We start from the raw sequence: 22300 nt of genomic DNA, 5'->3' as shown, positions 1-22300 counted from the left end.
CGGTCGAGCCGTCGTGCGATAAAGCGCGAGGCCCAGCGCCATGGCCGGGCTGCCGGGCGTCCGCGCAACCTCGGCGCCGTCGGCCGCGCCCGGGACACGGCCCGAGCGACTGCCGCCGGCTCCCCCGGTCACCTGGAGCAAGCAGCGGCGGGAAGGGCTCCACCGCTAGGCCTACCGGACCTCACAAGTCCGACCCACCCCACGGCGGTTCGCACGGCGCACGGAATTCGGCCAGGTCGGTCGCCGCGTCCAAGTCCGCCCAGGCAGGGGCAGGCAGGCATGACGGGACGGCCGACGTCCTGCCATGCAGGCCCGGACCCGCTCCTCCACCGCCCCCCGGACGGACGGCCAAGCTCTCCGCGTCGAAAGCTTCGAGCACAACGCGCCCGTCAAGCCACGACGCCCCTGGGAACCAGCCGTTCAGGCAGCAGCAGCCGAGACCGACAGGTCCGCTAGCGGACCGCTCAGCCGACAACTCGGCAACTACCGAGCCACCCCGGCGAGCCGGCGCGCCAAGCCGATCCACCCCTGGCGCAACCAGGCGCCCGAAGCGAACCATTCGGCATCGAACGAGCCGCCTGGCCGATCCGTGCCCAGCCCAACCGCGCGTCCCAAGCGGACGCCCGGCCATGACCGGGCCGAACCGGCCATCCCGGCAACCGCACCGGCTCCACTCCCTGACGCCACCAGGCATCCGAAGCAGTCCACGCGACGATCCGCCGGGCCGACCAGGCAATCAACCCGATCCGCCGCGCACACGACGCGGCGCCCGAACCGGCATCCGAACCACCCGGAGACCGCGCTCACCTCGCCGCCGCCCGGACGGCCGACAGCCGACGGCTCCGCGACAGGCTCAAGCCGCAACCACCCCGGCCCTTCACCCGAACCCGTCACCGTCCGACGAGCGGTTCAGCGACAGCGCAACCCGCCACCGCCGCCACCCGCCCGCCCCTCAAGCCGTGGCGGTGGCCGCCTGCCGGCCCTTCCCCACCGCCTTGCCCGCCGCCGGGCGCGGGGCGGCGGCTTCCTCCTCGGCGTGCTTGTCGGTGAACATCTCCGCGGCGACCTCGGCCGCCAGGTCGTGGACGCCCTCGCCGGCTTCCTGGGCGGCTCGTTTGACGTCGAGGGCGATTTCCACCGAGGTCTTGATGACCCCGCGCACCACGGGCTTGACGAGGCGCTTGGCGATCGGCGCGACGACGAGCCCGACAAGGAAAGGCGCAATTGCGGGCGGCATGGTCGATCGTCCCCTTCGGGTAGGTGGTCGGTTGGCAGAGCAGCCCCGCGGGACTGCGCTCGCGTGCCGTGCGGTGCTTCGGCGATGCCGGGCAGGACGAAAGGCAAGGCACCCCCGTCCGTGCGACGGCGCCACGACGGCGCGTCGGCAGGCCACGACGGCGGTTCCACGCTCGGGAACCGCCGCCACCTTGCGGCGAACGTGCTGGTGCTCGATGCTCGTTCACCCCCCGGCATGACCCGACGCGCACCCGGGCGGATCGCCCCGTGCTGGTGACCACGGGTGTCCACCCGGATGCTCGTCGTGATCGATGTCGAGACTAGGCACACCGGTTGGTCGCCACCAACCGAATAGGGCTCCATTCACTCGATCGGGTTGCGCCCCCTTGACAGATCACGGCACGCCTCCAAGCAACTACCCTGAGCGACTTCCTGATTCGCTCATCCGTGTGGAATCCCCACAAACGAATACCTGGTTGGCCGGATCGCACGCCACAGTTGCGGTGTCGCCCACCGCACCGCCGCCGGCGAACGGGCTGAAAATCAGGAGGCTTTCGTGGAGACCCCGACGACCGACGCACCCACCGCACCGGCGCCGCGGCAGCCCTCACCCGCCGACCGGGACCCCCGCCTGCTCGACCCCGGGCTCCTCGCCGATCCGGCGGGCGGGTTCGGCCGGATGCGCGAGCAAGGCTCCGTCGTCCGGGGCTGGTTGACCGACCGGCAGCCCGTATGGGTGATCACTCGATACGCTGATGTTTGCGCCGGTCTGCGCGACCCGCGGTTCGTCAGCAACCCGGCCTCGGTGCCCGGCCACACCGGCGAGGATCCGCGCAAGCCGCTGCTCGACATGCTCAACCTGCCCGCAGATGTCCTGAAGTACTTCATGGTCTCCGCGCTGGACATCGATCCGCCGGACCACACCCGCCTGCGCGGCGCGGTCGCCCGGGCGTTCACCGGCCGCCGGATCCAGGCCCTGCGCCCGCGCATCGCCGAGGTCGCCGCCGCCCTCCTGGCCGGCCTCCCCGGCAAGCGGAGCGGGGGGAGCACAGTCGACCTCATCGAGGAGTACGCCTACCCCCTCGCGCTCACCGTCGTCTGCGAGCTGGTCGGCGTCCCCGAAGCACACCGCGCCTCGTTCCGCCGCTGGGGCGACGACATCCTCACCATGGACCCGGCCCGGCTGCGCACGTCCTCGGTCGAGGTGGTGGAGACCGTGCGCCTGCTGCTCGACGAACGCCGCACCGACCCCACCGAGGACCTGCTCGGCACGCTCGCCGCGAACGACGACCCCCGTTTCCCGCTCGACGAGGTCGAGCAGGTCGCGATGGTCCTCAACGTGGTGATGGCCGGGTACGACAACACCGCCCAGCTCATCGCGAACGGCATCGCCGCCCTGCACGCGCACCCCGGCGAGCGGCTGCGGCTGGTCGCGGATCCGGCGCTGCTGCCCGGCGCGGTGGAGGAGTTCGTGCGCTGGTGCGGTCCGGACATCATGGTCCGGATGCGGGTCGCCGCCGAGGATGTGGAGCTGGACGGCACGAAGATCCGGAAGGGCGACGCGGTCCAGCTGGTCCTCGTCTCCGCGAACCGGGACCCGCGGCAGTTCGCCGACCCCGACCGGCTGGACGTGTGCCGCCCCGCGGACGCCGTCGGCGGCCACATCGGTTTCGGCCTCGGCATCCACTACTGCATCGGCGCGTCGCTGGCCCGCGTCCAGTGCGAGATCGCCGTCGGGGCGCTGCTCGACCGCTACCCCGAGCTGCCGCTGGCGGTGCCCGCGGCGGACCTGGAGCGCACGGTCATCCCGGGCACGCCGCCGCGCCTCAAGCAACTTCCGCTGTCCGTCTGACCGCCGCCTCCGAGGCGAGACTGGATCGCCGAACGCGATCCAACCGCCGCGGACGATCTGCTGCACCGGACATGCCACCCGAAGTGCCGCCCGCGGCACAGGTCGACACCCTCCGACCGAGCGCGCAGCATGGAAGGAGACCGGCATTCGGCGTGCGCCAGAGGCGAGTTCGCCGCCGGAGGAAAGCATGCCGGGGCCGGGCCGGAAGAGAACCCCCGCCCGAGAAGAGCACGGCCATGGGCACGCCCATCCCTCCGACCGGTACCCCGGGTACCGGTAGCAACCCCGCCGAACCGGAGATCCGACTGGCGGCCACTTTCACCGGCGGGGTGAGCCTCGCCATCTGGATGGGCGGTGTCGCCCGCGAGATGAACCTGTTGTGTTCGGCGAGCCGGATGCGCCGGGGCAAGCCGGGCGAGGTGGAGGCGCCCGCCGCCGGGGTGCGTGACAAGTACCGCGGCCTGCTCGATCTCCTCGGCGTCGGGTTCGGCATCGACGTCCTGTCGGGGACGAGCGCGGGCGCCATCAACGCGGCCGTGCTCGGCCTCGCCGAGGTGTGGCAGACGGACATCGGCCTGCTGCGCGGCATTTGGCTGACGCAAGGCTCGTTCGGCCAGTTGCTGCGGCGTCCGTCGGACCGCGAGCACCCGTCGTTGCTGTACGGCGACGAGGTGCTGCTCGCCGACCTCAGCGACGGCCTGCACCGGATCATGGGCACCTCCGCGTCCGGCCCCGACCCGGATTCCCCCGTCCGGGTCATGATCACCACGACGCTGCTCGACGGCGAGGACAGCCGGTACACCGACGACTACGGCGTACTGGTGCGCGACACGACGCACCGCGGCCTGTTCACGTTCGCGTCCGCCGACCTGGCGGGGCCGGACACTTTCCGGGCGTTGGCCTTGGCGGCCCGCAGCAGCGCGTCGTTCCCGGGCGCGTTCGAACCCGCGTTCCTGCCGATCGGCGCCCCGGGCAGCGACCCGACCCATCCGGTGATGAGCCCGTACATCGGTCTCACGCGCGCCCAGCACGTCGCCGACGGCGGGCTGCTGGCGAACCGGCCGCTGGGTCCCGCGCTGGAGGCGATCTTCGACCGGGCGGCCGACCGCGAAGTACGGCGCGTACTCGCCTACGTCGTCCCTTCCGCGGGCCTCCCCGAAGCGACCGACCCGGCGGCACGGACAGCCGCCGCGGAAGCCCCGACCACGCAGCCGCCGACCCCGCAGCCCACCACCGCGGCAGCCCCCTCCACCCCACCCCCACCCGACCTGACCGCCCCGGTCCTCGGCCGCGCCGTCATGTGGGACCTCAACGCGGCCCTCTCCCAGACGATTTCCGCCGAGCTGGCGGACATCGCGGCGCACAACGCGGCCGCGCGGGCCCGCCGCCGCGCCGACGGACAGCTCGCCCGCCTGGCCGCGGGCGGCGATGCGGTGACGCCTCCGGTGTATGCGCGTTTCCGCGACACGTACGCCCATACCCTCGCCGCCACGGCAGCCGAGGAGGCGCTGCGGCAGCGCACCGCGGCCGGGCAGTTCGCCGCCGACGGCCGCCCGACCGGCTTCGGTTCCGATGCCGATGTCCTGACCGACGCCGCCGAACAAGCCGTCACCGCACGCCTGCCCGGCTCCTTGCCGGAGCCGGGCCGCTTCGACGCTCTCGCGGCCTTCGGCCGCCCCGCGTTGGACGGTGGGAAGGCCATCGTGCTCGGCCTGCTCACCTCCGGTTTCGTGCTGCGTCCCGCCGCGGACGAGCGTGCGCTGCTCGACGGCCTTGTCGCCCGCGTCCACGCGGCAATGCCGGAGCGCGAGTCCGCCGGGCACCTCCCCGCCGAAGTCGCCGCAGCCCTGGCCGCGACCGAAGCGACCGGAGCGACCGACACTGCCGACACCGCAGCTCATCCCGGCCCGCTCGGCGACCTGGCCGCCTCGCCCGCGTGGCGAGACGCGGCATGCAGCCAACTTCCGGCCGGCGCGGATCAGTCCGCGACAGCCCAGGCCTGGGCGGAGTTCGGCGGCATCCTCCTCGCCGCACAGCCGCTCCTGTCCGAGCTGGCCGCCCGAGCCGCCCCGGGCTCCGCAGGTACCCCGGCCCCCTTGCCCGCCCCGGCGTCCCCGCCCGGCGACGAGCCGACCCGGCTCGCCGACCTTCTCCACTACCTGACCGTCGACGGCGCCCTGCCCGCCCCGCGTTGCGTCGCCCGGCTGTTCGAGCTGCACGTGCTCCAGCACGTCCTGTCGCCGGGCCGCGGCCGTGCCCCGCAGGCCGTCGAGCTGGTGCAGATCAGCGCCGACACCCGCTGTGCCCTGGACCTGCGGAGTCTGGCGGCGCAGAAGCTGACCGGTCTGCAGCTCCATCATTTCGGTGCCTTCTACAAGAGTTCGTGGTGTGCGAACGACTGGATGTGGGGCCGGCTGGACGGCGCCGGCTGGCTCGTCCAGCTCCTGCTCGACCCGAGGCATCTCGCGCGCAAAGCCGACGCGTCCGAGGATCCCGCGCGGTTCCGGACGGAGTTGGTAGCCGCGCTGCGGGAGATCGCGGATGCCGATCCGCCGCCGGGTGTGCAGGAGCCGTTCCCGGACGGGCGGGCCCCGGAGCTGGGCTTCCTGACGGATCCGGCGTCCTCCGGGTTGCCGCGGAGTCTGCCGGTGACCTCGATCTGGGTGGCGGGCGGTCTGCAGCGGCTCATCACCGCGCAGGAGCTGGCCACGATCGCCGAGCAGGCCGACCGGGACGTGGCGGCCGGTGCCGCGGGCCATGCCGGGGCGTTCCTGGCCGCGTACCGTCGCGCGGCGCCGGGCAACGGTGCGGCCTATCCCCCGGTGCCGTCGGCGCTGGTCGCGGACGTGCTGCACGCGTGCCGGGTCTCGGACGAGACGCTCCAGGGCGAGCTGGGCACGTCCCTCATGTCGGAGACGCTGGCGCGGACGGCGGCGGTGGCGACCCGGACGCTGGCGTCGGGGTTCGCGCTTCCGTGGGCGATGCGTCCGGCCGCGGGGCTGGCGAAGTCGGCGGCGTCGGCCGCGTACCGCGTGGAGCACTGGGGCAATGTCGTCCTGCATCCCCGCCGCCATCCGCGGCGGCACTGAAGCGCGCGGGCGTCCCGAAAAGGTGCGTCCGCGGGCGCCGTTTGCCAGGCTGGAAACCAGGCCGTTGCCCCGCCGCCGTGTCCGTACCGGCACCGGGCAAGGCCCCGCGAGTCGACCGGAAGGCGGGCAGTCATGACTGCCGACCCGTTCCGCATCCTCCGTATCGAGGACATGCTGGTGCTGCGGGTGGAGGTGGTCAATCTGCGGCGTGAGGGGGCGCGTCTGGTCCGGGAGGATCCGGCGTCCCCGGCCGTGGTGCTGCTGCGTCCGCCGTCCCAGCACATCAGCGAAGGGGTGCCGGCCGACGGCCAGTTCCCGGAGACGGTGCCCGCGTTCGCGGCGGCGCCGAGCACGCTGGCGTTCCTGCTGCCGGAGGGGCAGGACGGCATCGATCTGACGGTGGCGGCGCTGCTGGACTGGAACAGTCTGAATTCCACGGTCGTCCCGTTCGATCTGGGGCGCGACGACCCGGACGTGCCGAATCTGTTCGGCGGGATTCCGCGGACTGCCATCGAGTTTCCGACGCGGCTGCTGCTCGGGCACGACGATCCGGTGATCGCGTGGTCGGCGCCGCTGGCCGAGCCGGTCGCGCTGGACGGACGTACCGAGTTGTGGCATGCCGAACTGCACGGCGAGAACGGCGGTCCCGCGGGGCTGAAGGCGTTCGCGGCGCTGCGGGACCGGCCGGCGCGGACGGGCATGCCGTTGTCCGCCGACACCCTCGACCAGCTCGTGGCCCTGACGAGCGACAGCGACTTCGTCGGCCCGGACGGGTTCCCGCTGCGGCGCTCGCTGCACGCCGAGCAGTTCGTGCTGACCGCGCTGGGTGCGTCGGTGCGGATCAACGGGGCGTGGGACCTCCCGGTCGGCTTTCCGGCGGCGAATCTGACCCAGTACGAGCATGTCGCGTCGCTCGGCCGCGAACAGTTCGTGCAGACCATCGGGCAGGGCTACCTGAGTACGGGCCACCGCGCGTCGCTGGTCTCGGTCACCCGGCGCCTGTACGACGACCCCGGCGACGGTTCGTCGGTCGCGTACCTGCACACGGAATCGCACATCCGTATCGACCAGGCCGAGGTCGTGTACGGCGAGGGCGCCGGTTACGACGAGCATGCGGGACGCCAGCTCCCGTTCCGGTCGATCGAGCTGACCGACCATGTGACGCCGACGATCGACGACGCGGGCGGCAGGGGCGCGTTCTGGGTGAAGGTGGGCGGCGCGCCCTTCCAGTTCCATGCCGTGGCGACCGATGCCGAGGGCCGCCATGTGGGCTTCACGCTGCCGCTGGTCTTCGCATGGACGACCACGCTGGGCGACGTTCCGAGCGCCTACAGTGAGCCGGATGCCGTCGATCTTCCGACGGTCGACCTGTCCGGTCAGACGGTCGCGCTGGCGCAGGCTCCCGCGGACGCGCCGGGGACGACGAGCATGCCGGTCGGCTCGATGCGCCTGGAGCCGGCGGCGGCGTCCGGGCACCCGGCGACCCTGCTGCCCGCGATGACGCAGGCCTCGGCGCGGGTCCCTGCGGTGGAGCGGCTGACCGGGCGGTTCACCGAGAGCGTCGTGCACCTGCACGACGCCTATCTCGCGCAGGGCTTCGAGGGCCAAGCCACCGAGGCGTTCCTGAATCTCGCGGACGCGCTGCCCGTCTCCCTGTCCCCCCAGCAGGCGGGCGGGCTGGCCGCCCCGAGCAGCACGGTGCAGGCGGTGACGACGCGGGCCGGGCTGCTCGCGCCGCAGTTCCTGGACGCGGCCGGTGCCGCGGCGGATGTGGACACGGACACGCTGAAGCAGATCTTCGGCGGGACCAAGCTGCTCGGCCCGATCGACTTGGCCGCGCTGCTCGGCCCCGTCCCGGCGACGTCGGTGGCGGAGTTGAAGAGCCTGGGCGAGGAGGAGATCCGGCGCCGCCTCGACGGGTTGTCCGCGGACTTGCTGCCGGTGCCGCTCATGCGCGTCGCCGACCTCGCCGACGGGTCCGAGCTGCGCTACGTGTGGAAGCCCCAGCTGTCCAACAGCCTGCCGCTGCTCGACCTGAAGAGCGCCTCGCTCGTCCTGGAAGCCACCACGGTGCGCTCCCCCGACGCGCTGGCCAAGTCGACGGTGCGCGGCGAGCTGCGCAGCTTCGCTTTCGATTTCCTGGGGATCGTGCGGGTCGACTTCGACCGCCTGTCATTCAGTGCGCGGCCCGGTGCCAAGCCGGAGGTGACGGCCGCCGGGGTGGGCATCACGTTCATGAACGACCTGGAGTTCGTGAACGAGCTGCGCAACGCCTTGCCCGCGGACGTGTTCGGGACGGGCGCGTGCGTGGACGTGACGACCGCGGGCGTGGTGGCCGGCTATGGGCTGACGCTGCCGTCGCTCGGTCTGGGCATGTTCAACCTCAGCAATGTCGCGTTGTCGGCCAAGCTGACGATCCCGTTCGACGACGCGCCGACGCGGTTCCGGTTCGCGGTGTCGGAGCGGCACAACCCGTTCAACGTGAGCGTGGCGATGTTCGGCGGCGGCGGTTTCTTCGCCTTGGAAGTGAGCACCCGCGGCATCGAACAGGTGGAAGGGTCCTTGGAGTTCGGCGGCAATGCGTCGCTGGACCTGGGGGTGGCCAGCGGCGGCGTGCATGTGATGGCCGGGATCGCGTTCCAGCTGACCGGGACCTCGGTGACGCTGACCGGGTATCTGCGGTGCGGCGGCTACCTGTCGGTGCTGGGCATCGTGACCATTTCCGTCGAGTTCTACCTGGCCCTGACGTACCACAAGGGCGACGGCGTCTGCGAGGTCGTCGGCCAGGGCAGCGTCACGGTGAGCGTGCGCGTGGCGTTCTTCAGCAAGTCCGTCAGTCTGGCGCTGGAACGCCGGTTCGCGGGATCGGCGGGCGACCCCGCGTTCGCGGACTGCGTGGAGCCGGAGGACTGGGACGACTACTGCTTGGCTTTCGCGGCGTAGGCCGCTCGGCCTCCGGAGCGCCAGGAAGGCACCCCCCATGACGATCGAACAGCACATCCAGTGGATCGCCCTGCCGGCCGGTCTGTCGGCCGACGGCGCGACGGCGCACCTGTCGGTTTTCGTGGCGCCGCGGCTGGAGAGCGACGAGTCGGACACGCTGGCCGCGTTCCCGGACTTCCAGGACTGGCCGGCGCGGATCGCCGGGGCGTCGTTCGCGCTCGCGGCGGGCGACGCGGACGGTGCGCAGGACGGCACGCCGCCGATTCCGCTCACCCGGACGAGCGCACCGCCGGACTCCGACCTGTGGCGGTTCTGCTTCCCGGCGACCACCACCCCCGTGGACCGGTTCCGGTTCGACGACCATCGGCAGAGCACGGCGGTCAGCTATCCGGCGCAGCAGATCGCGGACACCACCCGCGAGTCGTATGCCGCGACGGCGGCGGAGTCGCCGGATCGGATGCCGCCCGCGCAGCAGATGACCACCTTGGCGGGTTTCGCGGCCGACACCGACATGCCGTCGATGATGGAGAACATGCGGGCGACCATCGCCGAGCAGTTGACGGCGGCCGACCAGCAGGTCGCCGACCAGCCGGGCGAACTCGTGCGCCCCGATCTGACTCCGCAGCAGGCGTTTCTGGCGTTCCACGAGCCGCAGGTGCAGCAGCAGGTCCAAGGGCTGGTGGCCGGGAACAACGAGCCGCCGCCTCTCGCGCCGCCGCCGGAGGTGCCGCGCGTCGACTTCCATCAGATGCTGTCGTCGCTCGGCGACCATCCGAAGTTGCTGCGGCGTCTGGGCCTGGTGCTGGACTTCGATTTTCCCGCCGCGCAACTCCGCGCCGCCAACGGTGACTTCACCGTGCTGGTGATCCCGATCTGGGAGCCGCAGCTGCCGCCGGGGGCGTCGCACGACCACGCGGCCGCGACGCGGTATGCGTTCACGCCCGGCCACGGTTTCTGCGCGGCGGCGGACGGGAACGACGCGTTCGGGCCGCCCGCGCGCGGGCTCGTCGCCCTGCCGGAGGCCGAATACGCCATCGAGCAGGCGGACATCGACGGCGTCAACCTCAAGCTGCTGGCCGCCGCGGTCGCCACCGGCACCGACGGCGACACGGAAGCGGCACCCCCGACCGTCCGCACCAAAGGCCTGTGTCTCGTGCACGGCGACCAGGTGGGCACCCTGAACGACGACTTCACGCGCGCCGCGGACCGGCAGGACGCCCTGGCCGCCGATGCGGTCGTGGTGCTGGGTGCCGAGGACCTGGTCCGCGGCCACCGCGTCGACATCTTCGACGAGAGCCGGCAGAACTGGTTCTCGCTGCACGCGCGCGAAGTCTCCTACACGCGCGCCGGCAGCCCGGGCGACCATCTCGACACGGCCTCCGACGAGGGCTTCTTCCAGGTCGGTCTGGCCTCGCCGGCGGCGGCTCCGGGTCCGGTGCAGCGCGTGCACGTCCACGAGCACCTGGTCACCTGGGACGGCTGGGCGCTGTCCGCCCCGCACCCGGGCAAGGCCGAGGCCGACGGCTCGGGCCCGCGGCGGATCGCCAACACCGCGGCCACGACGCTGCCTCTGGAGATCGACGTCCGGGCCCGGCCCGGCACGCTGCCCCGGCTGCGCTTCGGCAACGGCTACCGGTTCCGGCTGCGCACCGTGGACCTGGCGGGCAACGGGCCGAGCGTGGACGAGGCGACTGCCCTGCTCGACCAGGACGTGCTGTCGCTGCCGCCCACGGGCGGTCCGACGTTCCGCCGGTTCGAGCCGGTCTCCGCGCCGGTGCTGCTGCCGCGGACCGCGTTCACCGAAGGCACGTCCGCGCTGCGCCTGGTGATCCGCAGCACCGGCGAACTGACGCCCGAGCAGTACGCGCAGACGTTCAACGCGTCCCCCCTGGTGACGACCGGCGGGCACCTCCCCTACGGCGAGACCGACGAACGCCACGTCGTCGCTCCCAAGGCCTCGCTGGAGTGCATCGAACGCCACGGCAAGCTCGACGAGGCGATCGGCTCGGCCGACGCGGGCACCCGGAGCCGCATCTATGCGCTCGCCTCCCGCGAGAGCGGTTCGCTTGACGATCCGTCGCTTCCGGGCGTGCGAACCGTCCCCTACCCGTCGGCCGTACAGGTCCCGCCGGGCCAAGAGGGGCCGCAGGGCCATTACGTGCTGCACACCGGCGACACCATCGATCTCCCCTATCTCCCAGACCCGTTGACCGACGGCGTGGTGTTCCACGAACTCCCCGGCATGCCCGACGGCCAGGCTTTCGAGGTCCCGTGGGCGGGGCCCGACTGGCACACCCCGCGGTCGCTCCGTCTGCGCATCGTCGAGGGCAGCGGCCCGCCCGCGCTCGGCGCGGACCGCGTGCTCACCGTGCAGATGCCGAAGGCGACGATTGCGACGGTGCGGGTCTGTTCGCGGGTGAAGGCCGAGGAGAAGACCTTCGGCATGCTCAAGTGGTGCCGGGATTCGCTCGACGACGACCAGTACGCGGCCGTGATGCAGGCCGCCCGGGCGAACCGGCACTGGATGCTGACGCCGTGGCACGACGTCACGCTCGTGCACGCGGTGCAGCGGCCGTTGAAGCCGCCGGTGGCGAACAGTTTCGATCTGACCGACCGTTTCGTCGGCGCCACGGACCAGCACTTCACCGGCGACATCGACGTGAGCGCCCGCAGCACCGAACGTCTCGACCTGTTCGCGTCGTGGGCGGAGAACGTGGACGACCCGGCGGCCGACGCACCCCGTCGGCTGAGCATCACCACACCGGTGTTCCGACTCCCGCTGGACGAGGCGACGCCGGGGCCGCCGAGCCTCGAGGACAACGCTGCCGCGACCCTCGACGGCGACACCCTGACGTTCAACACCCAGGCCGCCGAGGACTTCGCGGCGCCCCCCGGGCCGGACGCGCCCGCGACGGCGCCGGTGCCGGCCAAGCAGAATTTCGGCGACACCAAGCACCGCGAGGTGACCTACACGCTGGTCGCCACCACGCGGTTCGCCGACTGCTTCCCGCCGGACTTCGCGGCCGACCCGGCCAAGGAACTCCTCACGGCGCACGGCGAACCGACCCCGGTCACCGTCCGCAACACGGCGAAGCCCGCGGCGCCGAAGGTCCTCGGGACCCACCTCACCCTGGGCTTCGACACGAGCGGGAGCCTGCCGGACGGGCTGGTGCGGCGGCGGCGCGGGGGCGGGTTCCGGGTGTACCTGGCCCGGCCGTGGTATTCGTCGGGGGACGGCGAACTCCTCGCCGTGGTGCTGGGCGTCCAAGGCGACGAGCAGCCGCCGCAGGCGCACCCGTTCATCACGCTGCTCGGCCGCGACCCGATCCGGCAGTCGGCATCGGTCACGCTGCCCGACATCTCGCACTTCCCCGGGGCGACGACCAGCCTCGACATCGCGTTCCCGGAGGTCTTCGACGGCTTCACGGTCACCGCGGCCGGGTTCGAGCCGACCTTCGATCCGGCGACCGGACGCTGGTACTGCGACATCGACGTCGACACCGGCGACGCCTACTTCCCGTTCCTCCGTCCGGCGTTGGCCCGCTTCCAGCCGCAGTCGCTGGAAACCTGCCATCTCTCGTCGGTCGTGCTGACCGACACGCTGCGGCTGCTGCCGGAACGGACGCTGACGGTGAGCGGAACCGATCCGCTGACGGTCGAGCTGACCGGTCCGGCGTACCACATGGACACGATGCCGCCGACGGTGTCGGCGGTCTTCCAGCACCGCGACCCGGAGGTCCCCGACCCGGTGCTGGGCTGGGTCGACATGCCGGAGACGGAAGCCGAGCTGCCCGCCGACGACGACTTCTCGCTGCTGCCGACGTACACGGCCCAGATCCCGCTGCCCGCCCCGCACCCGGACCAGCCGCTGCGGCTGCTGGTGACGGAGACGTCGTTCGTGCCGTCGGACACCGCGGAAGACGAGTTCGGGGCGACGGAGGAGCTGCCGGTGTATGCCGATGCGGTGGAGCTGTGAGTTCCGCATCGGCGCGTCGCCACGGATGAGTTCGGGGGCCCGGCTCGGTCTCTCTAAGGTGGTCCCGAGCCGAGGAGGATGCAGATGAGCCGATTCGTCCTGATTCCCGGAGCCGGCGGCGCTGCCTGGTACTGGCATCGCGTCGTGGCCGAACTGGAGTCCCGCGGCCACGAAGCGGTCGCCGTCGAGCTGCCGGCGGCGGACGAGAAGGCGGGCCTGCCCGCGTACACGGACCTCGTCCTCGACGCGATCGGCGACAGCGGCGCGGGCGTTGCCGTGGTGGCGCAGTCGATGGGCGGCTTCACCGCGCCGATGGTCTGCGCGCGGCGCCCGGTGGACGCGCTGATGCTGGTCAACGCGATGGTGCCGCTGCCGGGCGAGACGGCCGGCGCGTGGTGGGACGCGACCGGGTCACAGGAGGCGCGCGCGGCGGCGGCGCGAGCGGGCGGCTATCCGGAGGAGTTCGACCTCGCGACGTACTTCCTCGAGGACGTGCCGCCGGACCTGGCCGCAACCCTCATGCAGCACGAACGCCCCGAAGCCGAGGTCGCGTTCACCCAGCCGTGCGCGATCGAACGGTGGCCGGACGTGCGGACCTGCGTGCTCGCGGGGACCGACGACCGGTTCTTCCCGTACGAGTTCCAGCGGCGGATCGCCAAGGAGCGCCTCGGCGTCGACGCGGAACCCGTCCCGGGCGGCCACCTCAACGCACTGTCGCACCCGCGGGAACTCGCCGAGCGGCTGGCGGCCTGCCTGGACCCGGTCCAGGGCGAGTCCGGTCGATCCGGCACGCCGGGCGGGGGGCCGCGCCGCGCCCACCGGTAGCGTCACCCGCATGGGACGCCGACCTGATCCGCAACGCAAGCCGGAGATCCTCCGCGCCGCCGTCGACGAGCTGGCGCGCACCGGCCTCGGGGACATGTCGCTGCGTCCGCTGGCGGCCGCACTCGGCGTGAGCACGTACTCGCTCACCTACCATTTCGGCTCCAAGGAGAACCTGCTCGCCGACGTGCTCGGCTTCGTCGAGGCCGAACAGGCCGAACTGGCGCGCGGCTGGGCCGAGACCGGCGGCGGCCCGGCCTCCGCCGTGGCGGGCTATTGGGACTGGGTGGCGGAGGACGCCAACCTCGCCCGCGTCCGCCTGGTGTTCGAGGCGCTCACCGTGCCGCGCGTCTCCGGCCTCGTCACCCCGGACTTCCGCGGCAGGCTGATGCGGGCGTGGGTCGACCTGTTCGCCGCCGACCTCCGGACCGCCGGACTCACGCCGGAACAGGCCGAGGACGAAGCGACGTTGGCGGCCTCCGCCCTCGCCGGCATGGTGCTGGACCTGCTGGCCACCGGCGACCGGGACCGGCTGCGGCGTGCGGCCGGGGCGTTGGCCGCACGCCTGGAAGAACTGTCCGCAGCACAGACCTGATCACGCGGGGATCCGCCCCGCACCTTCCCATTGCCGATTTACATGACACTCGTTATGTTTATTTCATGGACCGCGAGAAGAGCGAGACCATCACCCTTCACCCCCGACACGCCACCCGCGCACAGGTGTTGCGCTGGGAAGCCGCCGCCTGGTTCGTGGTCGGAGCCGCCTGGATCGCCTCGGCCTGGCCCGGCCTCCTGGTCGACTGGGACGATCCCGCGGCCGCCCTCGCCGCCGGACTCCTGCTCACCGCCGCCGGGTGCGGGTGGCAGGCCTTGCGGCACGGCGCGACCCACCCCGCCCCCGGCGACCGGGCGCTCCCGCACCGGCCGGGCCGCCGGGCGAAGTCCCGGCGGCACATCGCCGCGACCGTCGTCGCCGACGCCGTCGTCATCGGCGGATCCGGTGCGGCTTGGTGCGCGGCCGCCCGGCACTACGGGTGGCCGGAGTCGGTCACCGGCGGATCGCTCCAAGTCGCCTTCGGAACCGCCTTTGCCTGCTGGGCAGCTCTCCACCTGCCGGCGATCCGGCGGATCCGCGGCGGCGACCTGGACGCTCCGGTGACCAGTCGCCGCGTCCTCGGCACCGGACCGATGACCGTCGCACCCGTCGGCCTCGGGCAGTCCCGGGCACTCGACGCCGCCGACGCCCGAGCCCGCCGCCGGCGGATCCGGCGGACCCAGAGATGGTTCCTGAACCCGCCGATGCGCACGCTGACCTGCGCGGGCGTGATGCGGCACCACGTCGTGCTGGAAACCACCGGACGGGCCACCGGCCGCCGGCGCCGCACCGTGGTCGGCGTGGCGCTGGAGCCGGACGCGGTGTGGATCGTCGCCGAGAACGGCACGCGCGCGGGCTACGTCCGCAACATCGGCGCGAACCCGCACGTCCGCGTCCACCTGCGCGGACGCTGGCTGACCGGCCTGGCCGAGGTCGTCGAGGGCGACGACGTCGCACGCAGGCTCGGCACCTTCCGCCCCGGGCACGCCGCGACGGTCCGGCGGTTCGCGGACCAGCCGGCGACGCTGCGGGTCAGGCTGTCCACGGACGCGGCGGCGGCCTGAGCGTCGGGTCAGGCCGGCCCCTCCCAGGCGAGCGCCGCCATCGGCGGGTCGAGCGGGGCATCGATCAGCCGGTTCGCGAAGGTGGACAGGGTGTAGGCGCCGATGCCCAGCACCACTTCGAGGGCGTTGCGGGCGGTGAAGCCGAAGGCGAGGAACTCGCGTATGCGCTCGTCGGATACGCCGCCCGCCGCGTCCGTCACGTCGTGCACGAATTGACGCAGCGCCTCGAGCCGCGGGTCGGGGAGCACGGTGCCGTCGCGCAGGGCGGCGATCAGGGCCGGGTCGGCTTCGTACTTCATGAGCTTGCCGGTGTGCATGGCGACGCAGAGGTGGCACCGGTTGCGGGTGGCCACGGTCATGACGAGGACTTCGCGGGCGATCGGTTCGAGGGTCGTGCTCTCGAAGGTGGCGCTGATCCTGAGGAACGCGTCGAGAGTTTCCGGGGATTCGGCCATGCGGCCGACGGCGACCGGGAGGTAGCCGAAGCCGTCGGCGACACCGGTCATGGCGCGGCGAGCGGCCGGGGGCGCGGTCTCGACGGTGTGGTCGGGGAAGAGCGGCGTGGTGACTGCGGGCATGGTGCGGTGCCTCCGGAGGGGAGAATTGGACAACCAAGTTGACGATAACCGTAAACCTGGTTGTCTATCTCCACAAGGGGGCGGCGCCCTAGAATCGACAACAGCGTTGTCCACACGCCGCGCCGACGACCCGAGGAATCCGCCGTGTCCCGCCGCCCCGCCTCCCCCGACCGCGACGCAGACGCCGACGCCCCCGGCTTCGAACTGCCGCTGCGGCTCTTCATGGCGTTCCGCGCGATCATCGACGAGACCCACGCCCGCTTGGCCGCGGAGGGCCATCCGGACTTCCGCCCGATGCACGGCTTCGTCTTCCAGGCCATCGGCCCGCACGGCACCACAGCCGCCGACCTCGGCCGCCGTCTCGGCGTGTCCAAGCAGGCCGCGGGCAAGACGGTCGGCGTCCTGGAACGGCTCGGCTATGTCGAGGTCGGCGCCGACCCCGCCGACGCCCGACGCAAGGTGGTGCGGCTCACCTCCCGCGGCATCGACGCCCTGGCCCGCTCGGCGCGCATCTTCGAGGAGATCCGCACCGAGTGGGCCGACACGCTGGGGACCGACCGGCTGCGCGCGTTCGAAGCCGACTTGCGGACGATGACGCCGGGCGAGCTGTGGCGCCTCGATGTGCCAGGGTGGTTCGCATGACCTCGCCGACCCGCCGCAGCCGCCTGTGGTGGCTCGTCGTCCCCTTGGCCGCGCTGGCCCTGTGGGCGGTGGCGAAGAACGGCGACTCGACCGCGGACAAGTCCGACGCCGCCCCGTCGGCGAGCGCCGCGGCGAACCCGTCCGCGCGAGCGACCACGGGCGCACCCGGCAAGAGCGCGGATCCGACCGGCCCGTACGACCCCGCCGACTACGCCGCGCAAGTCCGCGCCCACGCCCGGGAAGCGGGCGTCAACCCGGTCCTGCTGATGGCGATCCTCTACAACGAGTCCTACAAGCCGCACGACCCGTCGTTGGAACGCGCCTGGCAGAACCTCAAGCCCGACGCCGCCTTCGGCATCGCCAACATGCACAAGGCCGCCTTCGAGGACACCAAGCGCAACCGCGACTTCGCCGACCGCGACTGGTCGGAGCTGCCGGACGACCGCGACCTCGCCGTCCAGGCCGCGGCCTGGTACCTGCACGACCTGGAAGCGCAACTGCCGTCGAAGGTGTCGGGCCCGTACACCCGCGACGAACTGGCCGCCCTCGGCTACAACGCCGGCTCCGGCAACATGCTCGCCTTCGCCCGCGGCGTGAAACCGGGCAGCCAGGCCCAGTCCTACCTGGACAAGCTCCGCGCGACGTGGGACAAGGCGGAGAAGGCGGTCGGCTAGACCGGCAGCGCAAGCCCCGAGGCAGCGGCGAGTATCGCGGCGGAGACGATCGCGACAGCGATCTCGGCCGTCAGCCGGTCCCGCTCGGCTCCGCTGCGCGTCGCCATGCGGTCCCCTCACGCGGTTTTCCCAGTCTGGCGCGAGCCTCACTCCGAGACTTCGGTGTACCGGCCGTCGCCCGTGTCGTCCTGCTCCCACCGTTGGCGCGCATCCGAGAGATCGACACGGACGCCGTGCGGCTCCAGAGCTTCGCGGATGCGGGTGCGCATGCCGGCGCCGAGGAAGTGGTGGCGCAAGGACAGCTCGTCGAGGTGGGTGAGTGGCCGGCCGACGAGCAGGGCTTCCGCGCCGCGGTCGCTCAGGGTGCCCATCGAGAGGTCGAGGGAGCGGAGGCGGGCGACCGTGGACGCCTTGGCGACGGCGGCGGCGATGTCGTCCTGGATCTCGCTGTTGCGCAGGCCGAGGTGCCGGAGGGCGGGGAAGGTGTCGCGGGCGAGGATGCCGTCGAGGTCGCGGACGGTGGCGTCGCCGCCGTAGAACGACACGCCGAGCCACAGGTCGAGGTGTTCCAACGCCGGGAAGTCGCAGGCGGCGATGGCGGCGGGGACGGCCGCGGGCATGCCGCCGGTCTGCAGGGTGAGGCGGCGCAGCGCGGTGTGCCGGGTCGGGCGCAGGACGACGGGCGGCCTGCCCGCGCGGGGTGCCCCGAAGCGGTAGCCGAGTTCGACGAGGTCCGGGTACGCGTCGAGCAGCGGGGTGATGTCGGTGGGCGGGATCCAGGAGATCTCGTGCTGCTCGGCGACGATGTCGTTGACGAACAGGTGCCGCAGACCGGGCAGTCGGTCGGCGTGAGCGGCGAGCACCTCGACGATTCGGTCGGCGGTCGTGTGCTCCAGGCCGCCTTCCGCCCAGTAGCCGATGACCAGCGCGCGCACGTTCGCGGTGTCGACGGCTTCGAGCAGGCCCGCGAGGCGGTCGGGGACGGCGGGGCCCGGTTCGTACGGCGCGGCGGACAGCACCCAGGCCGCGTCCTGCGCCCGCGGCCCGGCGGCGCCGACTTCGCGCCAGGTCGCGGGCGGCATGGTGATGCCGTTGGCCGCGACCAGTTCCGCGGTCTTCGGGTCCAGCGGCGGATAGGGCCGCGGTGGCACGAGCCGGTGGACCGGAAGACCGCCGAACGAGGTCAGCGGGCTGTCTATCGCCATGCGTCTCCGAAATCAGCGCCCCGAGTGGTCGATGACGTTGCCGTTGCTGCAATTGTTCGCGTGGTCGCCGACCCAGTCCCCCAGCACCGGCGCCACCGCGACTTCCTGGAGGCAGACCGCCGCCGCGGTGAAGTTCCAGTTGTTCGCGGCGTTGACGCCGCCGCCGAAGTTGCTGTCGTTGTCGGCGTGCGCGGGGACGGTCGCGAGGCCGGAGGCGAGGAGGGTGAGCGCGCCGAGCGCGGTGATCTTCTTCATGCCGTGGGGAACGACAGCCGGCCCGGCAGGTCACCGGGAGCAGGCGGCTTCCGCCGGTCGGCGGCACCCGCCCAGGTCAGCGTGCTTCTTCCGCCCGCCGTTTGGTGCTCTCCGCTTCGATCCCGACGTAGCGCCGGGTCTGGCGGCCCATCAGCAGGCCGGCGAGCGGGGCGCCGAACCCGGTCTGGTGAATGCCCAGCGTCAGAGTGCTGCCGGCGGCATCTCGGGCTTCGACGGCGTGGCTGGCGGTCGTCGTCACGCCGGGAGAGGCTGCCTGCCAGGCGAAGAAGCTGCCCGGCGTCCAGTCGGTGACCCGCCAGGTCAGCACCGGCATGCGGGGCTGGGCGATGCGCACCAAAGCACCGGGCCCGAGTTCGGCGCCGCCGACGCGCTCCACTCGGCGCATCGTGGCCATGAACTCGGGCCAGTGGTCCACGTCCGCGACGACCTGCCACAGGTCGTCGGGAGTTGCTTCGACATCGACCCGGATCACCCAGTGCATCGGAGAACACCTCCACGCCGCGCGGGACTTGGTGTTCGCACCGTACCGCGCCGCCGGGCGGCGGCGCGGTTCCGGGTCGCGGGTCAGGCGTCGATTTCGGCGAGGAACCGCTCGACGGTGTCGCCCTCGGCGACGAAGTCGGAGACCGACTCGCCGAGGATCTTGCCGGCCAGCTCGGTGGCGATCAGGCCCAGCTCGGAGTGCAGCGCGGCCTCGGCGAGGGCGCGTTCGGCGGCGATGTTGCGGTGGCCGGCGTCGACGAGTTCGTCGCGGATCATCTGGCCTTCGGCGCGGGCGTCGGCGATCGCGTCGGAGCCCTCGTCTATGCAGTCCTGGCGGACGCGCGCGGCTTCGCGGCGGCCCTCGGCGGTGACGGACTGGATCTCGCGGTAGACGGCTTCGCTCTCGGCCTTGGTGTCGTCGGCGCGGTCGAGGCCGCCCTCGAGCTTGTCCTCACGCTCGGCCAGCGTGCGCGCGATCCGCGGCGCGAGCACCCTGCCCACGACGAAGAGGACGATGAAGAAGGAGATGGTGGCGACGATGAGGTCGCCCCATTTCGGCGTGAGAGGTCCCATGGGCGAAGCCTATCCGGCCGGTTTTTGCCGACAACAGGCAGGCCACGCAAACCCGTTGACCGGCCGATGACCAGCCTTTGACCGAGGCACCGGACGAGCGGGTCGGCAGGCGGGCAGTTGGGCAAGCCCGACGGGTCTGCGGAGGCACGTGGGGGCAGGTCGGGCTGCCGGTCGGCCGGCGGCGGATCGGCGGACGGGGCATGTCCCGCGAGGCAGGCAGGCGAACAGGCCGGGGCGGCGACCCCGCAGGTCAGCCGGTCGACGGGCCGGCCGGCCGAGACGGGTCGGCAGCGCAGGCGGGGCGGCAGGTCGAGCGGCCCGGGTCGGAGCAGGCAGGCACACGGGGGCGGCATGGCAAACCGCGCAGGCCGGCAGGCCGGGCGGGTTCACGGGACCGAGGGGACGAGACGGCCCGGCAGGTCAGGGCGCAGCCCGGCCCGGCCCGCCCAACCGGCCGGGCGCGTCAGCCCACGGCGCCCGGAGCCGCCCGATTCCGCGGCCCCGAGACCGGCCGGGAGCGTCAGGCCCCGTTCTCCCCCTCGCCCAGCAAACCGCCGCCCGCCACCTCGGCCAGCGCTTGGGCCACTGCCTCCTCCGCCGAGCCGGGGCCGTCGCCCGCGGCCCAGCGTTCCATGGCGATCCGCACGGCCGTGTTGGCCGTTCCGGCGGCGAGGCGGACGGCGAGGTCGTCGGGGTCGCGGCCGACGCGGGCGGCGATCGCGGGGCGGAGCTGGTCCTCGGAGTCGCGGTAGACGTTGAGCCACACCGCGCGCAGGGCCGGGTGCCCGTCGACGATGCGCATCAGGGCGCGGAGCTGGGCGTCGTCGACCTCGCCGGCCCGGGAGTGGCGGACGGCTTCGGCGTACGACGTGCGCAGCGCGTCCAGCAGTCCGAGGCCGGGGTCCGCGTCGGCGAGCCGGTGCACCCAGTCGCCGATGCCGGTGCCGAAGAGCCGGGTGATGGTGTCTTCCTTGGCCCGGAAGTAGCGGTAGAAGGTGCGCAGCGCCATGCCGGACGCGGCGGCGATGTCCTCGACGGTGGTGGCGTCGTAGCCGCGTTCGGTGAACAGCCGGGCGGCGGTCCGGGAGACCTCGCCGCGGGTGTCCTCGCGGCGACGCTCGGTGAGCGTGGGTCTGCCGGGGCTCCGGCGGGTGGCGGCGGTCATCGGTCCTCCTGGTCGGCGGCGGTGCTCGCGACCTGCGCTTTCCGTTCGGCGTGCGGTGCGGGACCGCGGCCGGCGCCGGGTGCTGCGTCCCCCGGCGCGGCTCCGCACGGGCCCAGCCTAGGGCAAAGCGACGGCCCTCTCGGGAATTTTTGGCATCGCATGCATATTTGTCATAACGTGCCAAAAACACGGAACACCCGCCGCCGGCCCCCATCCCCCGGCCGCCGGCACGAGAGCGAAAGAAGGCTCGCCATGAACCGCTTCGACAACCGCCGCGTCCTGGTCACCGGAGCCGGGTCGGGTATCGGGCAGGCCACCGCGCTGCGCCTGCTGGCCGAGGGCGGCAGCGTCGTCGCCGCCGACGTCCTGGCCGACGGCCTCGCCGCCACCGTCGCGCAGGCCGAGGAGCGCGGCCTGGACACCGCCCGGCTGCACACGCTGGTGCTGGACATCGCCGACGAGGCGAACGTCGTCGCGGGCGTGGCCGACACCGTGCGGCGCCTGGGCGGCCTGGACGTGCTGGTCAACGCGGCCGGCATCCTGCGCGCCGCGCACACCCACGAGACGTCGCTCGACCTGTGGAACCGCATCGTCACGGTCAACCTGACCGGTACGTTCCTGGTCACCCGCGAGGCGCTCCCGGCGCTGCTCGCGACCAAGCGCGGCGTGGTGGTCAACTTCAGCTCGACGTCGGCGCAGTTCGCGCACCCCTACATGGCGGCGTACGCGGCGAGCAAGGGCGGCGTCCAGTCGTTCACCCACGCGCTCGCGCTGGAGTACGGCAAGCAGGGCCTGCGCGCGGTGAACGTCGCCCCGGGCAGCATCAAGTCCGGCATCACCGACGCCACCGGCGGCTACCTGCCGGAGGACACCGACTGGTCGCTGTTCGCCAAGCTGTCGCCGATCCTGGACGCCGGTGTCGAGTCGGCGAGCGGCGCGCCGATGGCCGGTCCGGAGACCGTCGCGGGCGTCATCGCCATGCTGGCCTCGGACGACGGCGCGTTCGTCACCGGCACGGAGGTCCGCATCGACGGGGGCACGCACGCCTGATCCCGACGGAATCGCCGCCCCGGCCTGCGGACTCAGGCCGGGGCGGCGACGTCACAAGCGCTGTCACAAGCGCTGTC

18 protein-coding genes are annotated in these 22300 nt (G+C 72.7%); 10 read left to right on the top strand and 8 right to left on the bottom strand.

Annotation, left to right across the window (positions count from 1 at the left end; all coding sequences use genetic code 11):
* Window positions 1-952 precede the first annotated feature (952 nt).
* Window positions 953-1237, bottom strand: a complete 285-nt coding sequence (locus tag ABEA93_RS17640) for a DUF5132 domain-containing protein (protein ID WP_345676526.1) — start codon at window positions 1235-1237, stop codon at window positions 953-955.
* A gap of 555 nt (window positions 1238-1792) precedes the next feature.
* Here ABEA93_RS17640 and ABEA93_RS17635 point away from each other — a divergent pair.
* From ABEA93_RS17635 to ABEA93_RS17605, 7 genes are all read left to right on the top strand, one after another.
* Window positions 1793-3088: a cytochrome P450 family protein gene (locus tag ABEA93_RS17635; RefSeq protein WP_345676525.1), complete on the top strand. Its 1296-nt coding sequence runs from the start codon at window positions 1793-1795 to the stop codon at window positions 3086-3088.
* Window positions 3089-3324: 236 nt separating this feature from the next.
* Window positions 3325-6177: a patatin-like protein gene (locus ABEA93_RS17630; protein ID WP_345676524.1), complete on the top strand. Its 2853-nt coding sequence runs from the start codon at window positions 3325-3327 to the stop codon at window positions 6175-6177.
* Window positions 6178-6309: 132 nt separating this feature from the next.
* Window positions 6310-9120, top strand: coding sequence for a hypothetical protein (locus ABEA93_RS17625; RefSeq protein ID WP_345676523.1), 2811 nt, complete (start codon window positions 6310-6312; stop codon window positions 9118-9120).
* Between the two features lie 37 nt (window positions 9121-9157).
* Window positions 9158-13096 (top strand): hypothetical protein, encoded by a 3939-nt coding sequence (locus tag ABEA93_RS17620; protein ID WP_345676522.1) that lies wholly within the window; start codon window positions 9158-9160, stop codon window positions 13094-13096.
* A gap of 84 nt (window positions 13097-13180) precedes the next feature.
* Window positions 13181-13921 (top strand): alpha/beta fold hydrolase, encoded by a 741-nt coding sequence (locus tag ABEA93_RS17615; RefSeq protein WP_345676521.1) that lies wholly within the window; start codon window positions 13181-13183, stop codon window positions 13919-13921.
* A 10-nt stretch (window positions 13922-13931) separates the two neighbouring features.
* The gene (locus tag ABEA93_RS17610; RefSeq protein ID WP_345676520.1) at window positions 13932-14513 is read left to right on the top strand and encodes a TetR/AcrR family transcriptional regulator; all 582 of its coding nucleotides are present in this window, start codon (window positions 13932-13934) and stop codon (window positions 14511-14513) included.
* Between the two features lie 65 nt (window positions 14514-14578).
* Window positions 14579-15577: a nitroreductase/quinone reductase family protein gene (locus tag ABEA93_RS17605; RefSeq protein WP_345676519.1), complete on the top strand. Its 999-nt coding sequence runs from the start codon at window positions 14579-14581 to the stop codon at window positions 15575-15577.
* Between the two features lie 8 nt (window positions 15578-15585).
* Here the strand turns inward: ABEA93_RS17605 and ABEA93_RS17600 are convergent, their stop codons facing one another.
* Window positions 15586-16155, bottom strand: a complete 570-nt coding sequence (locus ABEA93_RS17600; protein ID WP_345676518.1) for a carboxymuconolactone decarboxylase family protein — start codon at window positions 16153-16155, stop codon at window positions 15586-15588.
* Between the two features lie 222 nt (window positions 16156-16377).
* Between ABEA93_RS17600 and ABEA93_RS17595 the strand changes: the two genes are divergently transcribed.
* Window positions 16378-16797, top strand: a complete 420-nt coding sequence (locus tag ABEA93_RS17595; protein WP_345676545.1) for a MarR family winged helix-turn-helix transcriptional regulator — start codon at window positions 16378-16380, stop codon at window positions 16795-16797.
* Window positions 16794-17471, top strand: coding sequence for a transglycosylase SLT domain-containing protein (locus ABEA93_RS17590; protein ID WP_345676517.1), 678 nt, complete (start codon window positions 16794-16796; stop codon window positions 17469-17471). Before ABEA93_RS17595 ends, ABEA93_RS17590 begins: the two co-directional genes overlap by 4 nt.
* On the opposite strand, the gene ABEA93_RS17585 is transcribed toward ABEA93_RS17590, so the two are convergent.
* From ABEA93_RS17585 to ABEA93_RS17560, 6 genes are all read right to left on the bottom strand, one after another.
* The gene (locus ABEA93_RS17585; RefSeq protein ID WP_345676516.1) at window positions 17468-17578 is read right to left on the bottom strand and encodes a DUF6332 family protein; all 111 of its coding nucleotides are present in this window, start codon (window positions 17576-17578) and stop codon (window positions 17468-17470) included. The two genes, ABEA93_RS17590 and ABEA93_RS17585, sit on opposite strands and share 4 nt — an antisense overlap.
* 39 nt (window positions 17579-17617) lie before the next feature.
* The gene (locus ABEA93_RS17580; protein WP_345676515.1) at window positions 17618-18676 is read right to left on the bottom strand and encodes an STM4015 family protein; all 1059 of its coding nucleotides are present in this window, start codon (window positions 18674-18676) and stop codon (window positions 17618-17620) included.
* A gap of 12 nt (window positions 18677-18688) precedes the next feature.
* On the bottom strand, window positions 18689-18931 hold the full coding sequence (locus ABEA93_RS17575; protein ID WP_345676514.1) for a hypothetical protein: 243 nt from the start codon (window positions 18929-18931) through the stop codon (window positions 18689-18691).
* 76 nt (window positions 18932-19007) lie between these two features.
* Window positions 19008-19433 carry an SRPBCC family protein gene (locus ABEA93_RS17570; RefSeq protein WP_345676513.1) on the bottom strand — a complete coding sequence of 142 codons (426 nt, stop codon included), beginning with the start codon at window positions 19431-19433 and terminating at the stop codon, window positions 19008-19010.
* A gap of 83 nt (window positions 19434-19516) precedes the next feature.
* A complete protein-coding gene (locus ABEA93_RS17565) occupies window positions 19517-20008 on the bottom strand; it encodes a F0F1 ATP synthase subunit B family protein (protein ID WP_345676512.1) in 492 nt (163 codons plus the stop codon).
* Window positions 20009-20528: 520 nt separating this feature from the next.
* The gene (locus ABEA93_RS17560; RefSeq protein ID WP_345676511.1) at window positions 20529-21173 is read right to left on the bottom strand and encodes a TetR family transcriptional regulator; all 645 of its coding nucleotides are present in this window, start codon (window positions 21171-21173) and stop codon (window positions 20529-20531) included.
* A 252-nt stretch (window positions 21174-21425) separates the two neighbouring features.
* Here ABEA93_RS17560 and ABEA93_RS17555 point away from each other — a divergent pair, with 252 nt between their 5' ends.
* Window positions 21426-22223, top strand: coding sequence for an SDR family NAD(P)-dependent oxidoreductase (locus ABEA93_RS17555; RefSeq protein ID WP_345676510.1), 798 nt, complete (start codon window positions 21426-21428; stop codon window positions 22221-22223).
* Window positions 22224-22300: the final 77 nt, after the last annotated feature.

Origin of the sequence: Yinghuangia aomiensis (assembly GCF_039542225.1) — a bacterium.
GTDB classification, from domain to species: Bacteria; Actinomycetota; Actinomycetes; order Streptomycetales; family Streptomycetaceae; genus Yinghuangia; species Yinghuangia aomiensis.
The sequence above is the reverse complement of the archived record's forward strand: the minus strand, read 5'-3'. Positions and strand labels throughout refer to the sequence as shown.